A 16,691-nucleotide genomic window follows, 5' to 3' on the forward strand; every position below is an offset into this window, starting at 1 on the left:
TTAGAAGTTAGAAGTTAGAAGTTAGAAGTTAGAAGTTAGAAGTTAGAAGTTAGAAGTTAGAAGTTAGAAGTTAGAAGTTAGAAGTTAGAAGTTAGAAAGGTATTTTTTTCCTGTCAGTTCGAGTGATTTTTCGAAATGAAATGAAGAAAAATTGTATCGAGAACTTAGACTGGAAAATCTATTAATCCTTATTATTTCTCGATACAAAATTCTAAACGAATTTCACTCGAAATGACGGATTTATTATAATATAACAAATTAGTATTTAAAAACACACTTTGTGATGTTGAATTCATTTCAACATCACATCCTCTAATTTAAAAATTACAACACAATTTTATATCTGTTCAAGTAATTTTTCGAAATGAAATGAAGAAAAATTATATCGAGAACATAGACAGGAAAAGTAAAATGTAGAGAGTACAGAGTATTTTTATATTTACTACACTTTGCCATGTTGAATTCATTTCAACATCACATCCTCTAATTTAAAAATTACAACACAATTTTCTGTCAGTTCGAGTGATTTTTCGAAATGAAATAAAGAAAAATTGTATCGAGAACTTAGACTAGAAAATAAAAAATGGAAACTAATATTAAAATATTAGTTTCCATTTTTTAAATTTTATTCTTTTAAAAGAAAATAGATTTTAAATTATTTCCCTTTTTTTCTTGCTTTAGCTTTTTGTTTTTGCTGACCACGGTTTTTAGGTTTAGATTTTGGTGGCTTTCTTTTTGTTGGACCTCCTAAATTTACCTTTCTATTTTTATCTTTCTTCTCGTGAAATGCTGCACCTCTTTCTTCAATCTTTACAGTTGTTAGCGCTTTCATTTTTACAACATCTTTTTCAAACTCGCGTTTTACAGGATTAATCTTAACTTCTTCAGGAAATACTAATTGTTCAATTTCCTTTTCCATTAATTCCTCAATCGCATCTAAACTATCTACTTCTTTTTCTGTGAAATAAGAAATAGAATGTCCATTTTTATCAGCACGACCAGTACGCCCTATCCTATGAATATATTGTTCTGGTACATCTGGAATTTCGAAGTTAATAACATGCGAAACATCTGGAATATCAAGTCCACGAGCCATAATATCTGTTGTAATAATACCACGATATTCATCTCTTGTAAAAGCTTCCATTGTTCTTAAACGGAAGTTTTGCGATTTATTAGAATGAATTACTCCAAATTCTTCTGGATAAACTTCATCTAAATGATTGTAAATTAAATCGGCATGTTTTTTATTATTAGCAAAAATCAATACCTTTTCATACTTCGCTTTATCTTCTAATTGGTGAACAATTAAATTTAATTTTGTATTGAAATTTTCAACAGGAATTACTGTTTGTGTAATTTTTTCTAATGGTGTTCCTGAACGAGCCAATGAAATTTCGATAGGATTTTTGAAATATTCATTTAACATATCATCTACCTGATCTGTCATTGTAGCAGAAAATAAAATATTCTGACGTTTATCGCTCATCATTGTAAATAAATGAATTAATTGAGCGCGAAAACCTAAACTTAACATTTCATCAAACTCATCAACAACTAGTTTTTTCATCTCTCTAAAAGACAAAACATTGTCTATAGCCAAATCTAAAACTCGTCCTGGTGTTCCGACTAGAATATCTAAACCTTCGTAAACTAGTAATTTCTGTGTATTAATATTAACACCTCCATATATTCCTAAAATACGAACATTAATAAACTCTGCTAAACTCTCTAAAATACTTGTAACCTGAACAACTAATTCGCGTGTAGGAACTAATATAACAATCTTTGGTTGATTGGTTTTAGAATATTGATATGTTTTTAATAAAGGCAGTAAATAAGCTAATGTTTTCCCTGTACCAGTTTGTGCAATTCCCATAATATCTCTTCCAGAAAGAATCGGTTTAAATGATTTTTCTTGAATGGGAGTTGGCTTTGTGATATTCAACTTTTCTAAAGCCGAATCCAATTGTTTTGTTAGTTCGAAATCTGCGAATGTAATTTCCATTTTGCAAAGATAAGTTTTCTTTACGAAACTGCGTCTACTGTAAAATTACTAATTGATTGAATTTAATAAAAAATAAAAAAACTTGAGGAAACTCAAGTTTTTTTATAATTATTTCTTCATCCAAAAATCAGCACTTTTAATTCCAAGTTCTTCTGGATCAAAGTCTGGATTTTTAATTCCTTTTTTACGTTTATCTTTATAATCTTTCAATACTTTTAGACCAACATTTCCTAATAATAAAATTGCAATAATGTTTACCCAAGCCATTAATCCTACTCCAATATCTCCAATTGCCCAAGCAGTTTCAGCGGTTTTTATTGTTCCGTAATATGTTGCAATAAGAAAACCTATTCTCAAAGCCCAAATATATCCTTTAGAACTCTTACCTTTAAGAAAATAAGTAATATTCGTTTCTGCATAATAGTAATAAGCCATTATAGTTGTAAAAGCAAAGAAGAATAAAGCGATAGCTACAAAACTATTTCCAAAAGATCCAAAATGATGAGCAACAGCTGCCTGTGTAAATCCAGTATAATCAACACCTGGTACATTTTGTGTAAGGAAATTTCCTGCTACAGAAGGATCATTTACATTATATTTCCCTGTAAATAATATCATAAATGCTGTTGCAGTACAAACAAATAAAGTATCAATGTATACAGAAAAAGCTTGCACTAAACCTTGTTCAGCTGGATGTCCAACTTCAGCAGCGGCAGCAGCATGCGGAGCTGTTCCTTGTCCTGCTTCGTTAGAGTATACTCCTCGTTTAATTCCCCAAGCAATTGCTGAACCAAATACACCACTATACAATGATTCTTGATTAAAAGCAGAAGAAAAAATTAATTTTAACACATTAGGTATCTGTTGAATATTCATCCCAATAATAACAATTGCCATTAAAATATATGCTCCTGCCATAAATGGAACTACAAATTCTGCAACTTTTCCTAGACGCTTTACGCCACCAAAAATAATTATTGCTAATAACAAGATGATACCTATTCCTACAATATTAATTGGTATTCCTGACATTTCATAAGTCGGAACATCAAATGCATTAATTAATGCTGATGATATACTATTAGATTGTATACCTGGTAATAGTAATCCACAACTAATTACTGTTATAACAGCAAATAAAACAGCATACCATTTTATTCCCAAACCTTTCTCTATATAGTAAGAAGGTCCTCCTCGGTATTCTCCATCAATGTCTTGTTTGTAAAGTTGTCCTAAAGTTGCTTCTATAAAAGCGGAAGCGCTTCCAAGAAATGCTATAAACCACATCCAAAAAATAGCTCCAGGTCCTCCCATAGCAATTGCAGTTGCAACTCCTACAATATTTCCTGTTCCTACTCTACCAGAAATTGCTAAAGAAAATGCCTGAAAAGGTGATATTCCTTTTTCTGATTTTTGACCTGAAAAGAGTAAGCGAACCATATCTTTTATATAAAAAATTTGTAGAAATTTTGTTTTTATAGAAAAATATATTCCTGTTACGGCACAAAGACCTATTAACGCGTAAGACCACACGTAACTGTTGATTGAATTGACTAATTCATCCATAAGATTTAAATTGGTTGGTTGGTTTGATTTTGCTAAAATGCTAAAAAATATTATAATATTCTATTTTTTTTTAAGATTTAATTCTTTTTTTTAAACTTTCTATTTAAACACAAGCAACTAATTATCAATTATTAAAATAAAAAAATACCCCAAAAAGCGATTAACTTTTTGGGGTTGTATAAAAAATACGTTTAAAAACGTTTTAATTTTCTATCTTATTTTTACTGAATAACCTCTGTTACTGGTTTCCCAATATTTCCATTTGGTTCTTCTATGTGTAATAATGCAGAAATAGTTGGCGCAATATCTGTCATATGAACAGGATTATTATTTGCTCCATGTTTAATTCCCCATCCCATTAATACAAATGGAATATGTGCATCATAAGATCCCCAAGTACCGTGAGTTGTTCCTCCTGCATTTAATTTTCCTCCGTACCATTGTGGTTCTAAGATATAATTAATAGCTCCACTTCTTTTTCTATTGTAACCATTAACCATACGTTCCTTAATAATTGCAGGAATTGGTGTTTGGTCTATTTTATCCATATCAGAAACAAAAGAAACGCCATCTACTTTGCGCATATATTTTACAATTGCATCTTTTACAGCTTCTTCGTTCAAATTATTTTGTTCAATTGCTTGATAATTTAAATGTACTTGATAATTAGAAAGAGAACGTACAAGATCACCAATTTTAAATTCTTCTGTAAGTTTAGCATTTAATCCTTTTTTTACTTCTCCTGTAGGGAAATATCCAGCATTTCCTCTTTTATCTTGGAAATATTTAGGGTTATGTGCTCCACCATGATCTGCTGTTAAGAAAACAACATATTCTCCTTTACCAACTTTTTTATCTAAGTGATTAAATAATGTTTCTAAATCTTTATCTAAACGTAAGTATGTATCTTCTGTTTCGATTGTATTTGGGCTAAATTGATGACCTACATAATCTGTAGAAGAAAAACTAACTGCTAAAAAATCTGTTATTCCTTTTTCGTTTTGTCCTAGTTTTTCGTTGTCTATAATAGCAATCGCGATATCTTTTGTTAATGAATTTCCAAAAGGTGTATTACGAATTAATCCAATTCCATTATCTTTTTTCAATGATTTTAAATCATAAGGAAATTGCATTTTAGTTGCTCCTTTATAATTTTCACGATAAGGATTTCCATCTTTTTCACTTTGCACATAAGTATTAATAGGATATAATGTATTCCATTTATCTAAATACTTTTCAGCAAGTTTTTGTCCATTAAAGTTTTCTAACCATTTTGGTAACTCATTCATGTAATATGAACTTGTAATCCAGTTTCCTGTTTCACCATCAAACCAAAATGCTGCATCTGCAAAATGTCCTGCTGGTAAAATTCCTCCACGATCTTTTAATGAAACTCCGTAAACTTTAGAACGAAAATTAGTCGCTAACTTTAATTGATCTGTAACTGTTGATACTAATAAATTTTTTGGAGACATTTTTCCAGCTTTACCTGCTGTCCCTACTCCTGTTACACTATCATCTTGTGTACAGTACATTTCTTGTCCTGTTGCCTGAATAATAAAATCATTCCCTGCAATACCATGAATAGCTGGTACAGATCCTGTATAAATAGAACTATGCCCTATTGCAGTTACAGTAGGTACATAGGGAATATAAGTATTCTCATTACTAAAACCTTCATTCATCATTCTGTTGAAACCTCCTTTAGAATATCTATCTTGGTAACGATATAAATAATCCCAACGCATTTGGTCTACTACAATTCCTACAACTAATTTAGGACGGTTTACTTCTTGTTGTGCATACATTGATAATCCCGCAAAAAGCCCTAAAACACTTAAAAAAGTTTTATTTATTTTCATTTTTAAAAATTTACGATAACAAATGTAGCAATTAAATTTTTGGCACAGTTTTAAATAATAATTAATAATAAAATATTTAGATAACCTAATTAAAAAATAATAATTATGAGTGTAAGACCAATTACTATTACAGAAATATTTGATGCATCGGTAGCTGATGTATGGTTTGCTTTAACCAATAAAACAGCTTTCGATAAATGGTATTTTGACATTGAACATTTTGAAGCTATACCAGGGTTTGAATTCGAGTTTTACGGAGGTTCTTATTTACATCATTGTAAAATTATAGAAGTTATTCCGAATAAAAAGATTTCATATACATGGGTATATCCTGTATATAAAGGAGAATCTGTTGTAACATTTGAACTATCAGAATTAAAAGATGAGTTTGGACCACAAACAACATTATTATTAACACATGAAGGTGTTGAATCTTTTCCTCCAGATGATGAAAATTTTTCTAGAGATAGTTTTGTTGCTGGTTGGGAAGAAATTATTCGAATTGCTTTAAAAAACTATGTTGAGAATATTAGTTCTGAAAAACAAGAAATTAATTAATACTAACGAAAAAAGGATGTTCAATAAATTGAACATCCTTTTTTACTATATTAACGGTTAAATTATTATTATTTAAAATTAATTTTTCCTCCCGCAACTTTCTTTTGGTTACGGTCTTTTGGATTACCATAAATATCAATTCTACCACCTGCTCTCGTTTTTGCTTCAACAGATTTTGTAGAAGTTGCTTCTATTTCACCTCCAGCATTAGTTGTTAAAGTTGAATTTTCAGCTTTTAAAGTTTTCGAAAAATACTTTCCTCCAGAATTGGCTACTACAGTCTGAAATTCTGTACTACCAGTTAAGATAACTTCTGCTCCAGAGTTTATCTTAACTTCTAATTTACCAGCTTCAATTGGTAATTTAATAGATGATCCTTCATTAGATGTTAAGTTTAATGTCTTTGACTTTAAAACATCATCAGAATGAATTTTAGAACCTTGACTTGCTTGAATATCGTACAATGATTTATAATAAACTTTTACGTTTGCTTCATCACCTTGCATTAATTTTGTTCCAGACAATTTTATTCTTAATTCTCCTTTTGTGTTTTCAACTTTAATATCACTTGAATTAACACCATCCAATTCTACATAATTACTACTAGAAGAAATTAATTCTACAGGAATCTTATCATAAACTTTAAGAGTGTTAAAATCTCCAATGTTTACTTTCTCTTGCGCCATTGCAAAAGAAGATCCAAATAAAGCTACAGTAGCTAAAAGTATATTTTTCATAAAAAAAAATTTTCTGTTTTGTTATTGTGAAATTAAAAACAAATTTCAAACCAAAACAGAAAATTTTAAGTATTTAATTAAAATTAAATTATTTTGCTCTCTCAGCAGTTAATTCTGCAATACGAACAATAACCTCTGTAGCCTTTTCCATAGATTCTACAGGAACATATTCGTAAGGTCCATGGAAATTGTGACCTCCTGCAAAAATATTAGGACAAGGTAATCCCATAAAAGATAATCGAGCACCATCTGTTCCACCTCTAATAGGTTTTATATTTGGTGTAATTCCTGTATCTTTTAATGCTTGTTCTGCAATTTCTACTGACTGAAATTTATCTTTTACTTTTTCTATCATATTAAAGTACTGATCTGAAACTTCAGCTGTAATAACTTCATGATCAAAACGCTCTTGAATATCTGCAGCTAATTGTAAAAATAAAGCCTTACGAGCTTCATATTGTTCCATATCATGATCACGAATAATGTAAACTAATTTAGCCTCAGTTACATTTCCAGTCATTTTTGCTAAATGGAAGAATCCTTCTCTATCATCAGTTAATTCAGGAACTTCGTCATTTGGTAACTGTGCAGCAAATTCCATTGCGATATTTGCAGCATTAATCATTTTATTTTTTGCGTAACCAGGATGAACAGATTTTCCTTTTATTGTAATAATTCCAGAAGCAGCATTAAAGTTTTCATACTCTAATTCTCCAATCTCAGAACCATCCATCGTATAAGCCCATTCTGCACCAAATTTTTCTACATTAAAAAAATCTGCTCCACGACCAACTTCTTCGTCTGGTGTAAATCCAATTGCAATACGTCCGTGTTTAATTTCTGGATGAGCAATTAAATATTCTGCAGCCGTTACAATTTCAGCAACTCCCGCTTTATCGTCAGCTCCTAATAATGTAGTACCATCTGTAGAAATAATTGTTTGTCCTTTGTATTGTAATAACTCTGGAAATTCTGAAGGTGATAAAATCATTTTTTCATTTAATTTAATATCTCCACCATCATAATTTTCCCAAATTTGAGGTTGTACATTCTCTCCAGAAAAATCTGGTGATGTATCCATGTGTGAAACAAAACCAATTGTTGGAACTTCATGGTCTACAGTTGAAGGAACATATCCAAAAACATATCCATTTTCGTCGATAGAAACATCTTCTAAACCAATTTGTTTTAATTCTTCAACTAAATATTTTGCTAAATCCCATTGACGATCTGTACTAGGAAATTTATCTAAAAATGCTTCACTTTCTGTGTAAGTTTTTACATATTTTAAAAAGCGGTTAACCAACTTTTCTCTCCATTCTGTTTGCATGCGTTTTTAATTTTTGTCAAAATTAGTAAATTATCTACCTTTAAAGCGCAAATAAACAAAAAAATGAGTGAACGAAATTTTAAGATTATAGAATGTCCGCGTGATGCTATGCAGGGGTGGAAAGATTTTATTCCTACAGATTCTAAAATTGATTACATAAATCGTTTATTAACTGTTGGTTTTGATACAATTGACTGTGGAAGTTTTGTTTCTCCAAAAGCAATCCCACAAATGGCAGACACAAAAGAGGTTTTAGACAATTTAGATAAATCTCAATCAAAATCTAAATTATCTGTTGTTGTTGCAAATAAAAGTGGTGCTGTAAAAGGTGCTGAACACGAAAAAGTAGACATTATTGGGTTTCCTTTTTCTATTTCTGAGCAATTCCAACAATACAATACGAATAAAGGTCAACAAGAATCTTTTGATCAAATTAAGGAGATTAATCAAATTGCTATTGACAATGGAAAACAATTGTTAATTTATTTATCAATGGCTTTTGGAAATCCGTATGGTGAAACTTGGAATGAAGAATTAGTAACAAACTGGTCTAGAAAATTTGCGGACATAGGAATTACATCTATCAATTTATCAGATACAATTGGTGTTGCCAAAGCAGATACAATAGATAGTTTATTTCAGAATTTAGTTCCTCTTTATCCAGAAATTGAATTTGGAGCGCATTTCCATACTGTTTACAGTGAATGGAATGAGAAAGTAAAAACAGCTTATAACAATGGTTGTAGAAAATTTGATGGTGCAATAAAAGGTCTTGGTGGTTGTCCTATGTCTAAAAGTAATATGGTTGGAAATATGCCAACAGAAAAATTAATTACTTTTGCAAACGAACACAAAGAAAAACATGGTCTTAATTTATTTGATTTTGAATCAGCATGGAATGTTTCATTAAAAACATTTGGCTAAGAGTCTATTTAAAATTTATCTATATAATTTGTTTATATTTCTTTTTAACTACGAATTCGTTAAATTTTTCATGATAAAACCCAATTATCATTACAAAATTTGCCTATTCTCGCTTTAAAATAATCTATAAACACTATTACAATATAAATTTAAATAGACTCTTGATTTAATCTTAATAATAAATTAAAAAACGAATTCTTTTGTTAAAGGAAATTAAAATATGCTGGACTTTAACAAAAAAAGTTAAATTTGCTCATCGGTTGAATATAAACCGAACTTTATGAAAATTAAAATGAAATTAAAGTATATGAAATTTAAATCGAGTATGATGTTGTTAATTGCAACATTATTTGCGGTAAATACTTTTGCACAAACAGCAAAATCAACTCCTAAGCGTCTAGCTAAAGTAGACGGAATTGCTGCTGTTGTTGGTAGCCAAATTGTTTTAGAATCGGATGTTGATCGTGATTATTTAATGTCTCAACAACAAGGAGTTAAAGTTGACAATAAATGTGATTTTTTAAATGACATTATGTTAGACAAAATGTTAGTTGACCGTGCAAAACAAGATACTTTAATAAAAGTTACACAAGATGAAGTAACACGCCAATTAAATTCTCAAATTGAAGGTTGGGTTGCTCAAGCTGGTGGTGAAAAACAAATTTTAGATTATTTTGGATTCCGTACAATGGCGGAAATGAAAAATGAAACTAAATATATTGTTGAAGATAACATTTACGCTCGTAACAAAAGGGAAATGGTTGTGAAAGGTGCAGATGCTACTCCAGAAGAAGTTCGTTTATTTTTTGAAAAACACCAAGGTGAATTACCAGATGTAAAAGATGAAGTTTCTTTAAGTCATATTGTTCTTTTCCCAGAGGTTTCTCAGGAAAATCAACAAAAAATTATTGATCAATTAAAAGAGATTAAAAAAGAAATAGAAGAAGGTGCTTCTTTTACAACAAAAGCTATTTTATATTCGGAAGATCCAGGTTCTGCTAGTAATGGTGGTGAATATAAAAAAGTTTCTCGTGGTAAAATGGTAAAAGAATTTGACGCTGTAGCATTTAATTTACAAGAAGGTGAAATTTCTGAACCATTTAAAACAGATTTTGGATACCACATTATTAAATTAGATAAGCGTCGTGGACAAGAATTAGACTTACGTCACATTTTAATTTCTTTAAAACCTACAGAGGAAGAAATTAAAAAAGCTACAAATAAATTAGATTCTATTCGTTTATTAATTAACGATGGCAAAATGACATTTAAAGATGCTGCATTACGTTTCTCTGATGATAAATACACGAAATTTAACTCTGGTAACTTAATGAATCAAAATTCTGGTGATGATCGTTTTGAAAAAATATCTTTACCATTACCAATGTTTTCTGCTATTACAACATTAGCTGATGAAGATATTTCTCAAGTATTTGAAGATGATTTCGAAAACAGAAAAGCATTAAGAATTTTAAAATTAAACAAATCTTATCCTGCTCATAAAATTAACTATGAACAAGATTACTACAGAATTCAAAAATTTGCTGTACAAGACAAAGAAAGAACGATGTTATTGGATTGGGTTAAAAGACAAGTTGGTGACGCTTACATTAAAATTGGAGCAGAATACCAAAGTTGTAACTTCCCTATCGATTGGGAGAAAAAGAATGTAAAATAATTCTTTCATATAAAATAAAAAAAGCATCCTTAAGGATGCTTTTTTTATGCTTTATTCTTTTATTTTATCTCTTATTTTACTGGAGAAAAATACCAATAAATAGATGTTTTCTTATTCTCAACTTCCAAAAATTCTGGTGCAGCTTGAGGGATTAAGTGCAATTCGTTAGATTTGTTTAAATCATTTAAAACTTGTCTCAAAGGATAACCTTTCTTTCTATCATGAGGAAAGTAACCTTTCTCAATTAGAAAAGGCATCATTTTCCATGTCTTCACTCTCTCTAAATTGTTTTCTACTAAATAAGCTTGTATATCTTCGCTCATTTTTTTTACAATTTCTCTATCAATTTTTATATAATCGTTATTCTTCATATTCTACCAGTTTTCATTCATTAATGTTAAAATCATAGGACCTTCGGATGTTACTAAAACTGTATGTTCATGTTGTGCAAAAACGCCAGGATTATTTCCTATCATAGTCCATCCATCAGCTTGTTCTATTGCTTCGTTAGAGTTTTCTGAAATAAATGTTTCCAATGCAATTACAGAATTTTTACGAAGTCTACGTTTATCGTTTACATCTCTATAATTTAATAAATCTAAAGGTTCTTCGTGTAGAGACAGCCCTACTCCATGTCCTGTTAAATTTTCGATTACCTTATAATGATGTTTTTTTGCTTCTTTTTCAATAATTCCACCAATATCAGCAATTTTTACACCCGATTTTACAGCTGCAATCGCTTTTTGTAAAGCAGAAATAGAAGCATCAACTATTTTTTGATAACCATTTACATCCTCTCCTACAACAATAGACCCTCCGTTATCTGCCCAAAAACCTGCAAGTTCTCCTGAAACATCTATATTAATTACATCTCCTTCTTTTAGAATTTTTGTTTCTGATGGAATTCCATGGCAAATTTCTTCATTTACACTTAAACATGTATAACCAGGAAATTTATATGTTTCGTATGGAGCAGATTTACATCCTAATTTTTGCATAATAGAAGCCCCAAATAAATCTAATTCTTTTGTAGAAATTCCTGGCTTCACGTAATCTTTCATCTCCTTAAGAGTAATGGCTACAGCTTCGCTGACTTTTTTTATCCCATTTAACTCTTCTTCCGTTTCTATTATCATTGCTTATATTAAATCTGATTTCGGTAATTGAAATCTTTTGCAAATTTACTTCATAAATAAACGAAATATGATATTTTTAATAAATTTTAGTTCTAATTAGCATTATTCAGTGTGAAATTGAAAATTAATTAGTTTGAGACATACTGTAATTATTAATTCAATTTAGATAAATTAATAACGGATTTCAAGCTTGTCGTGGTGAACCTGTGGAAGTATAATTTGTTGATTTCTATGACAAAACTAAATATTACGAATGATAAATTTAGTTTAAGTCCTGTATGTCATTCTGAACTCGTTTCAGGATCTCATTTCGCTATAAATCATTAAGAAGCTGAATTACTAGGTATAATAATAGAATTAATTAAATAATTAAAATAAAAACAGTTGAAGATTTAAACAACTTCATGTTTTAAAAGGAGAAGATTTTAAACAAATAAATCCGTTTTTATAAACGGATTTATTTGTTATTTTTTTTTAAAAGTTATTAGTTTTTATATGTTCTTTTTACAGATTGAATCCCTTCAATATTTTTTAATTCGAGCATAATTTTTTCTAACTCAGCTTTATTTTTAACAGATACTGTAATTTTTCCGTCAAAAATACCAGCATCCTCAGAAAGATTAATACTGTGCATATTCAATGAATTATTTTTAGAAATAACCAATGTTATGTCGCTAACCATACCAGATCTATCTAATCCATGTAGCTCAATTAAGGCTTTAAATTCACGTTGAGAAGAATCAATCCATTTTGCTTTTATAATACGGTAAGCATAATTAGCTTGTAATGAAACTGAGTTCGGACAATCTACCTTATGTACTTTTATTCCTTTAGAAACCGTAATAAAGCCAAAAACCTTATCTCCTGCAATTGGATTACAACAACTTGCTAATTCGTAATCTAATCTTTCTTCATCATTCCCAAAAACTAAACTATCTAGTTTTGTTTTATCTACGGGAGCATCATCCTTTTTAGTTGGATTGAAACTAGATTTTCTGAAACGATTAATTAAACCAGTAAATCCAGAATTTCTTTCAGCGAACTTTCGTAAATCATTATTATCAATGATTCCCATCGCTACATTATAAAATAAATCTTGACTAGAACTTAATTTAAAAAATTGTTGTAATTGATTAACTGTATTCTCACTAAAATCAACTTTTAAATGTCTTAACTTTCTCTGAATAATCTCTTTTCCTTCTTCAGCAACTTTTCGTTTATCAGAATTTAATGATGCTTTTACTTTACTTCTCGCCTTACTTGTTACAACATAATCTAACCATTCTAATTTTGGTTTCTGCTGAGTAGAAGTAATAATTTCTACCTGATCACCACTTTGTAATTGGTGAGATAATGGATATAATTTTCCATTTACTTTTGCTCCTAAACAATGATCACCAACATTGGAGTGTATAGAATAAGCAAAGTCTAAGGAACTTGCCCCTTTAGGTAATGAGTGTAAATCTCCTTTTGGTGTAAAAACGTAGATTTCTTTAGAATACAGATTGAATTTAAAATTATCCATAAACTCAATTGCATCTTTTGTATCCTCTTGTTCAAGCATTTCTCGAACCTGATGAATCCATTCGTCTACTTTTGTATCATCATCCGAAACATTTTCTTTGTATTTGTAGTGTGCAGCAATACCCATTTCTGCAACCTCATCCATTCTTTCTGATCGAATCTGAACTTCTACCCAACGTGCTTGTGGTCCCATAACAGTAACGTGTAAAGACTCATAACCCGTTGTTTTAGGTTGAGAAATCCAATCGCGCATACGTTTTGGATTTGGAATATATAAATCCGTAATCAATGAATAGATTTTCCAAGCTAAGAATTTCTCATTCTTTTTGTCTGATCTATAAATTACACGGATTGCAAATAAATCAAAAACTTCTTCAAAAGGAATTCCTTGATTTACTGTTTTTCTGTAGATTGAATTAATAGATTTTGAGCGTCCTTTTATCTCAAATTCTAATCCTTCCGCTTCTAACTTCTCTGAAATTACTTCACAAAATTTTTGAATGTAATCTTCTCGCTGAGCTTTTGCTTCTGTTAATTTTTGCTCGATTGTTAAATAAGCTTCTGGCTGCGTATATTTTAAACTTAAATCTTCTAATTCTGATTTAATGTTGTACAATCCCATTCTGTGTGCCAATGGCGCATAAATGAAAACTGTTTCAGAAGCTATTTTAAGTTGTTTATCTTCTCGCATACTTTCTAGGGTACGCATGTTATGAAGTCTGTCTGCAATTTTTATTAAAATAACACGAACGTCTTCAGATAAAGTCAATAAAAGCTTTTTGTAGTTTTCAGACTGTATAGATAAATCTTGTCTATTAAGAACAGAAATTTTCGTTAAACCATCTATAATCTTCGCTATCTTGGCACCAAATAACTTCTCAATATCTTCTACAGTATAATCTGTATCCTCCACTACATCGTGCATTAAAGCAGCAGCAATAGAAGTTGCTCCAAGACCAATTTCATCTGCAACAATTTTTGCTACAGCAATTGGGTGATAAATATATGGTTCTCCAGTTTTTCTACGTTGGTCTTTATGCGCATCTACAGCCAAATCAAAAGCTCGCCTAATTAACTTCTTATCTTCATCAGATAATGTTATATAGGTGTTCTGAAGCATTTCTCTATAGCGTCTCGCTATCTCAACGTTCTCTTTTTCTAACTGTTCGTCTGTTATTATGTGAGGAGTGTTCATCATTTTCTAGTTTTGGTAATAGTAAAAGCAGATATATTCTCACTATATCCTCTAAATTTCTGTAATAAATATACAATATTTCTTATTTGTGAAGATGAAAAATCTCTCGAAATAACACAATATTAATTTAAATATTTTATTGATATTTATTTTGAGCATTAGATGCTAAATACTTAGCCAATTAAAATCTTTGAAAACATTCTACAATTTCTATTCAATTTAACTTAAATTTGAGTAATTGAAAATATAGAAATGCCTCAACAAGCCCAAAATAAGTCATTAGAGAATGTACACGAGAGTGTAAAAATTGAAAAGGGAAAGTTTAAAAAAATACTTAGTTTCTTTGGACCAGCATACTTAATTAGTGTTGGGTATATGGATCCTGGAAATTGGGCAACGGATTTAGCCGGAGGAAGCCAATTTGGTTATACATTAATTTGGGTTTTATTAATGAGTAACATTATGGCTTTACTTTTACAAAGTTTGTGTACACGTTTAGGGATTGTCCGCAGAAAAGATTTAGCACAATGCAATAGAGAAACCTACCCAAAAGGAATGAATTTCGTTTTATATATTCTTGCTGAAATTGCGATTGCAGCATGTGATTTAGCCGAGATTCTAGGAATGGCAATTGGACTTAATTTACTTTTCGGAATAGATTTATTATATGGTGTTTTAATTAGTTTTGCAGATACTTTCTTGTTGTTGTATTTACAACGATTAGGAATGAGAAAAATGGAACTTTTTATTGTGGGATTAATTACCATGATAGGTTTATGTTTCCTTACCGAAATGTTCTTAGCTAAACCAGATTTTGGTGAAGTTGCAAAAGGCTTTATTCCATCTATTCCCAATAGTACTGCCTTGTACATAAGTATAGGGATTATTGGAGCAACTGTAATGCCTCATAACCTCTACCTACATTCGGCTTTGGTACAAACAAGAAAAATAAAACGTGACGATAAATCAATTAAAAGAGCTTTAAAATATAATTTTTGGGATAGCGCTATTGCACTTAATCTAGCATTTTTTGTAAATGCTGCTATTCTTATTTTAGCCGCTTCTGTTTTTCATAAAAATGGTTACCATGAAGTTGCTGAATTAAATGATGCCTACCATTTATTAGGAACTACTTTAGGAACAGATTTAGCTCCAAAACTTTTTGCTGTTGCACTTATATTAGCAGGACAAAGTTCTACTGTTACAGGAACTTTGGCAGGGCAAATTGTAATGGAAGGTTACTTACATCTTCGTATAAATCCTGTTTTACGTAGAATTTTAACGCGACTTTTAGCTGTTGTACCAGCTGTATTAGTTATTTTAATTTTTGGAGAAAATGAAGTAGGTTCGTTATTAATATTTAGTCAAGTTATTTTGAGCATGCAATTGGCATTTGCTATTATTCCTCTTATTCATTTTGTGAGTGATAAAAAACAAATGGGAAAATTTACCATTTCTACAATTACAAAATTCTTTGCTTGGACAATTGCTTTTATTATTTGTATATTAAATGCTCAGTTAGTTTACGAGGAATTTAATAATTGGATGAGAGATAATAACTCGTATCTCTTTAAATTATTTTTGGTTGGATTAGAAGTTGGTTTATTAGTACTATTATTACTTACTTTTATTATTCCGATAATTAGAAAAAAGGATTCTGAGGAGATAAAAGAAATTCATGAACCTTTTGAGCCTTTTACTTTAAACGAAATAACAACACAACATTTTTCTCGTATTGCTATAGCATTAGATTTTTCTAAAACAGATCATAAAATTATTAATTATGCTACACAACTTGCACAGCAAGATACAACTTTAATCTTAATTCATATTGTTGAGAGTGCTTCTGTTAAATATACAGGAGAAAAAACGGATGATACTGAGGCTCAATCTGATTTAAAACGTTTAGAGAAGTATGCGCATATTCTTCGTCCATTGTTTAAACAAACAGTTATTCAGTTAGGATATAATAACCGTGTAAATACTATTGCTAAAATTTGTGAAGAACAACAAGCAGATTTACTTATTGTTGGTTCTCATGGCCATAAAGGATTTATGGATTTTATTTTTGGAGAAACGATTAATAAATTAAGACATAAAGTAAAGATCCCACTATTTATTGCAAAATAAAAGAGGAGTTATTTAAACTAACTGCTCTCCTATTAAAATATTC

General features: G+C 30.0%; 12 protein-coding genes. 4 read left to right on the forward strand and 8 right to left on the reverse strand.

What is annotated here, in order from left to right:
• Positions 1-655: 655 nt before the first annotated feature.
• From BUA86_RS13960 to pafA, 3 genes are all read right to left on the reverse strand, one after another.
• Positions 656-2,008 carry a DEAD/DEAH box helicase gene (locus tag BUA86_RS13960; protein WP_072933695.1) on the reverse strand — a complete coding sequence of 451 codons (1,353 nt, stop codon included), beginning with the start codon at positions 2,006-2,008 and terminating at the stop codon, positions 656-658.
• A 108-nt stretch (positions 2,009-2,116) separates the two neighbouring features.
• Positions 2,117-3,574, reverse strand: a complete 1,458-nt coding sequence (locus BUA86_RS13965; protein ID WP_072933696.1) for an alanine/glycine:cation symporter family protein — start codon at positions 3,572-3,574, stop codon at positions 2,117-2,119.
• Positions 3,575-3,795: 221 nt separating this feature from the next.
• A complete protein-coding gene (gene pafA / locus BUA86_RS13970) occupies positions 3,796-5,436 on the reverse strand; it encodes an alkaline phosphatase PafA (RefSeq protein WP_072933698.1) in 1,641 nt (546 codons plus the stop codon).
• Positions 5,437-5,541: 105 nt separating this feature from the next.
• On the opposite strand from pafA, the gene BUA86_RS13975 reads away from it, so the two are divergent.
• On the forward strand, positions 5,542-5,994 hold the full coding sequence (locus BUA86_RS13975) for an SRPBCC family protein (protein ID WP_072933700.1): 453 nt from the start codon (positions 5,542-5,544) through the stop codon (positions 5,992-5,994).
• A 68-nt stretch (positions 5,995-6,062) separates the two neighbouring features.
• On the opposite strand, the gene BUA86_RS13980 is transcribed toward BUA86_RS13975, so the two are convergent.
• Together BUA86_RS13980 and pepT are read right to left on the reverse strand one after the other, a co-directional pair.
• On the reverse strand, positions 6,063-6,731 hold the full coding sequence (locus BUA86_RS13980) for a head GIN domain-containing protein (protein ID WP_072933702.1): 669 nt from the start codon (positions 6,729-6,731) through the stop codon (positions 6,063-6,065).
• Between the two features lie 88 nt (positions 6,732-6,819).
• Entirely contained in the window at positions 6,820-8,061 is a 1,242-nt protein-coding gene (gene pepT / locus BUA86_RS13985) for a peptidase T (RefSeq protein ID WP_072933704.1), read from the reverse strand.
• Between the two features lie 63 nt (positions 8,062-8,124).
• Between pepT and BUA86_RS13990 the strand changes: the two genes are divergently transcribed.
• The gene (locus BUA86_RS13990) at positions 8,125-8,985 is read left to right on the forward strand and encodes a beta/alpha barrel domain-containing protein (RefSeq protein WP_072933706.1); all 861 of its coding nucleotides are present in this window, start codon (positions 8,125-8,127) and stop codon (positions 8,983-8,985) included.
• Positions 8,986-9,292: 307 nt separating this feature from the next.
• On the forward strand, positions 9,293-10,663 hold the full coding sequence (locus BUA86_RS13995) for a peptidylprolyl isomerase (RefSeq protein ID WP_072933860.1): 1,371 nt from the start codon (positions 9,293-9,295) through the stop codon (positions 10,661-10,663).
• Positions 10,664-10,734: 71 nt separating this feature from the next.
• On the opposite strand, the gene BUA86_RS14000 is transcribed toward BUA86_RS13995, so the two are convergent.
• The 3 genes from BUA86_RS14000 to BUA86_RS14010 form a co-directional block, all read right to left on the reverse strand.
• Positions 10,735-11,034 carry a hypothetical protein gene (locus BUA86_RS14000; protein ID WP_072933708.1) on the reverse strand — a complete coding sequence of 100 codons (300 nt, stop codon included), beginning with the start codon at positions 11,032-11,034 and terminating at the stop codon, positions 10,735-10,737.
• A 3-nt stretch (positions 11,035-11,037) separates the two neighbouring features.
• Positions 11,038-11,799 (reverse strand): type I methionyl aminopeptidase, encoded by a 762-nt coding sequence (gene map / locus BUA86_RS14005; RefSeq protein WP_072933710.1) that lies wholly within the window; start codon positions 11,797-11,799, stop codon positions 11,038-11,040.
• Between the two features lie 484 nt (positions 11,800-12,283).
• Positions 12,284-14,518 carry a RelA/SpoT family protein gene (locus tag BUA86_RS14010; protein ID WP_072933861.1) on the reverse strand — a complete coding sequence of 745 codons (2,235 nt, stop codon included), beginning with the start codon at positions 14,516-14,518 and terminating at the stop codon, positions 12,284-12,286.
• A 252-nt stretch (positions 14,519-14,770) separates the two neighbouring features.
• On the opposite strand from BUA86_RS14010, the gene BUA86_RS14015 reads away from it, so the two are divergent.
• Positions 14,771-16,648, forward strand: a complete 1,878-nt coding sequence (locus BUA86_RS14015; protein WP_072933711.1) for an Nramp family divalent metal transporter — start codon at positions 14,771-14,773, stop codon at positions 16,646-16,648.
• Positions 16,649-16,691 lie beyond the last annotated feature (43 nt).

The organism is Chishuiella changwenlii, assembly GCF_900142565.1.
Classification (GTDB): Bacteria; Bacteroidota; Bacteroidia; order Flavobacteriales; family Weeksellaceae; genus Empedobacter; species Empedobacter changwenlii.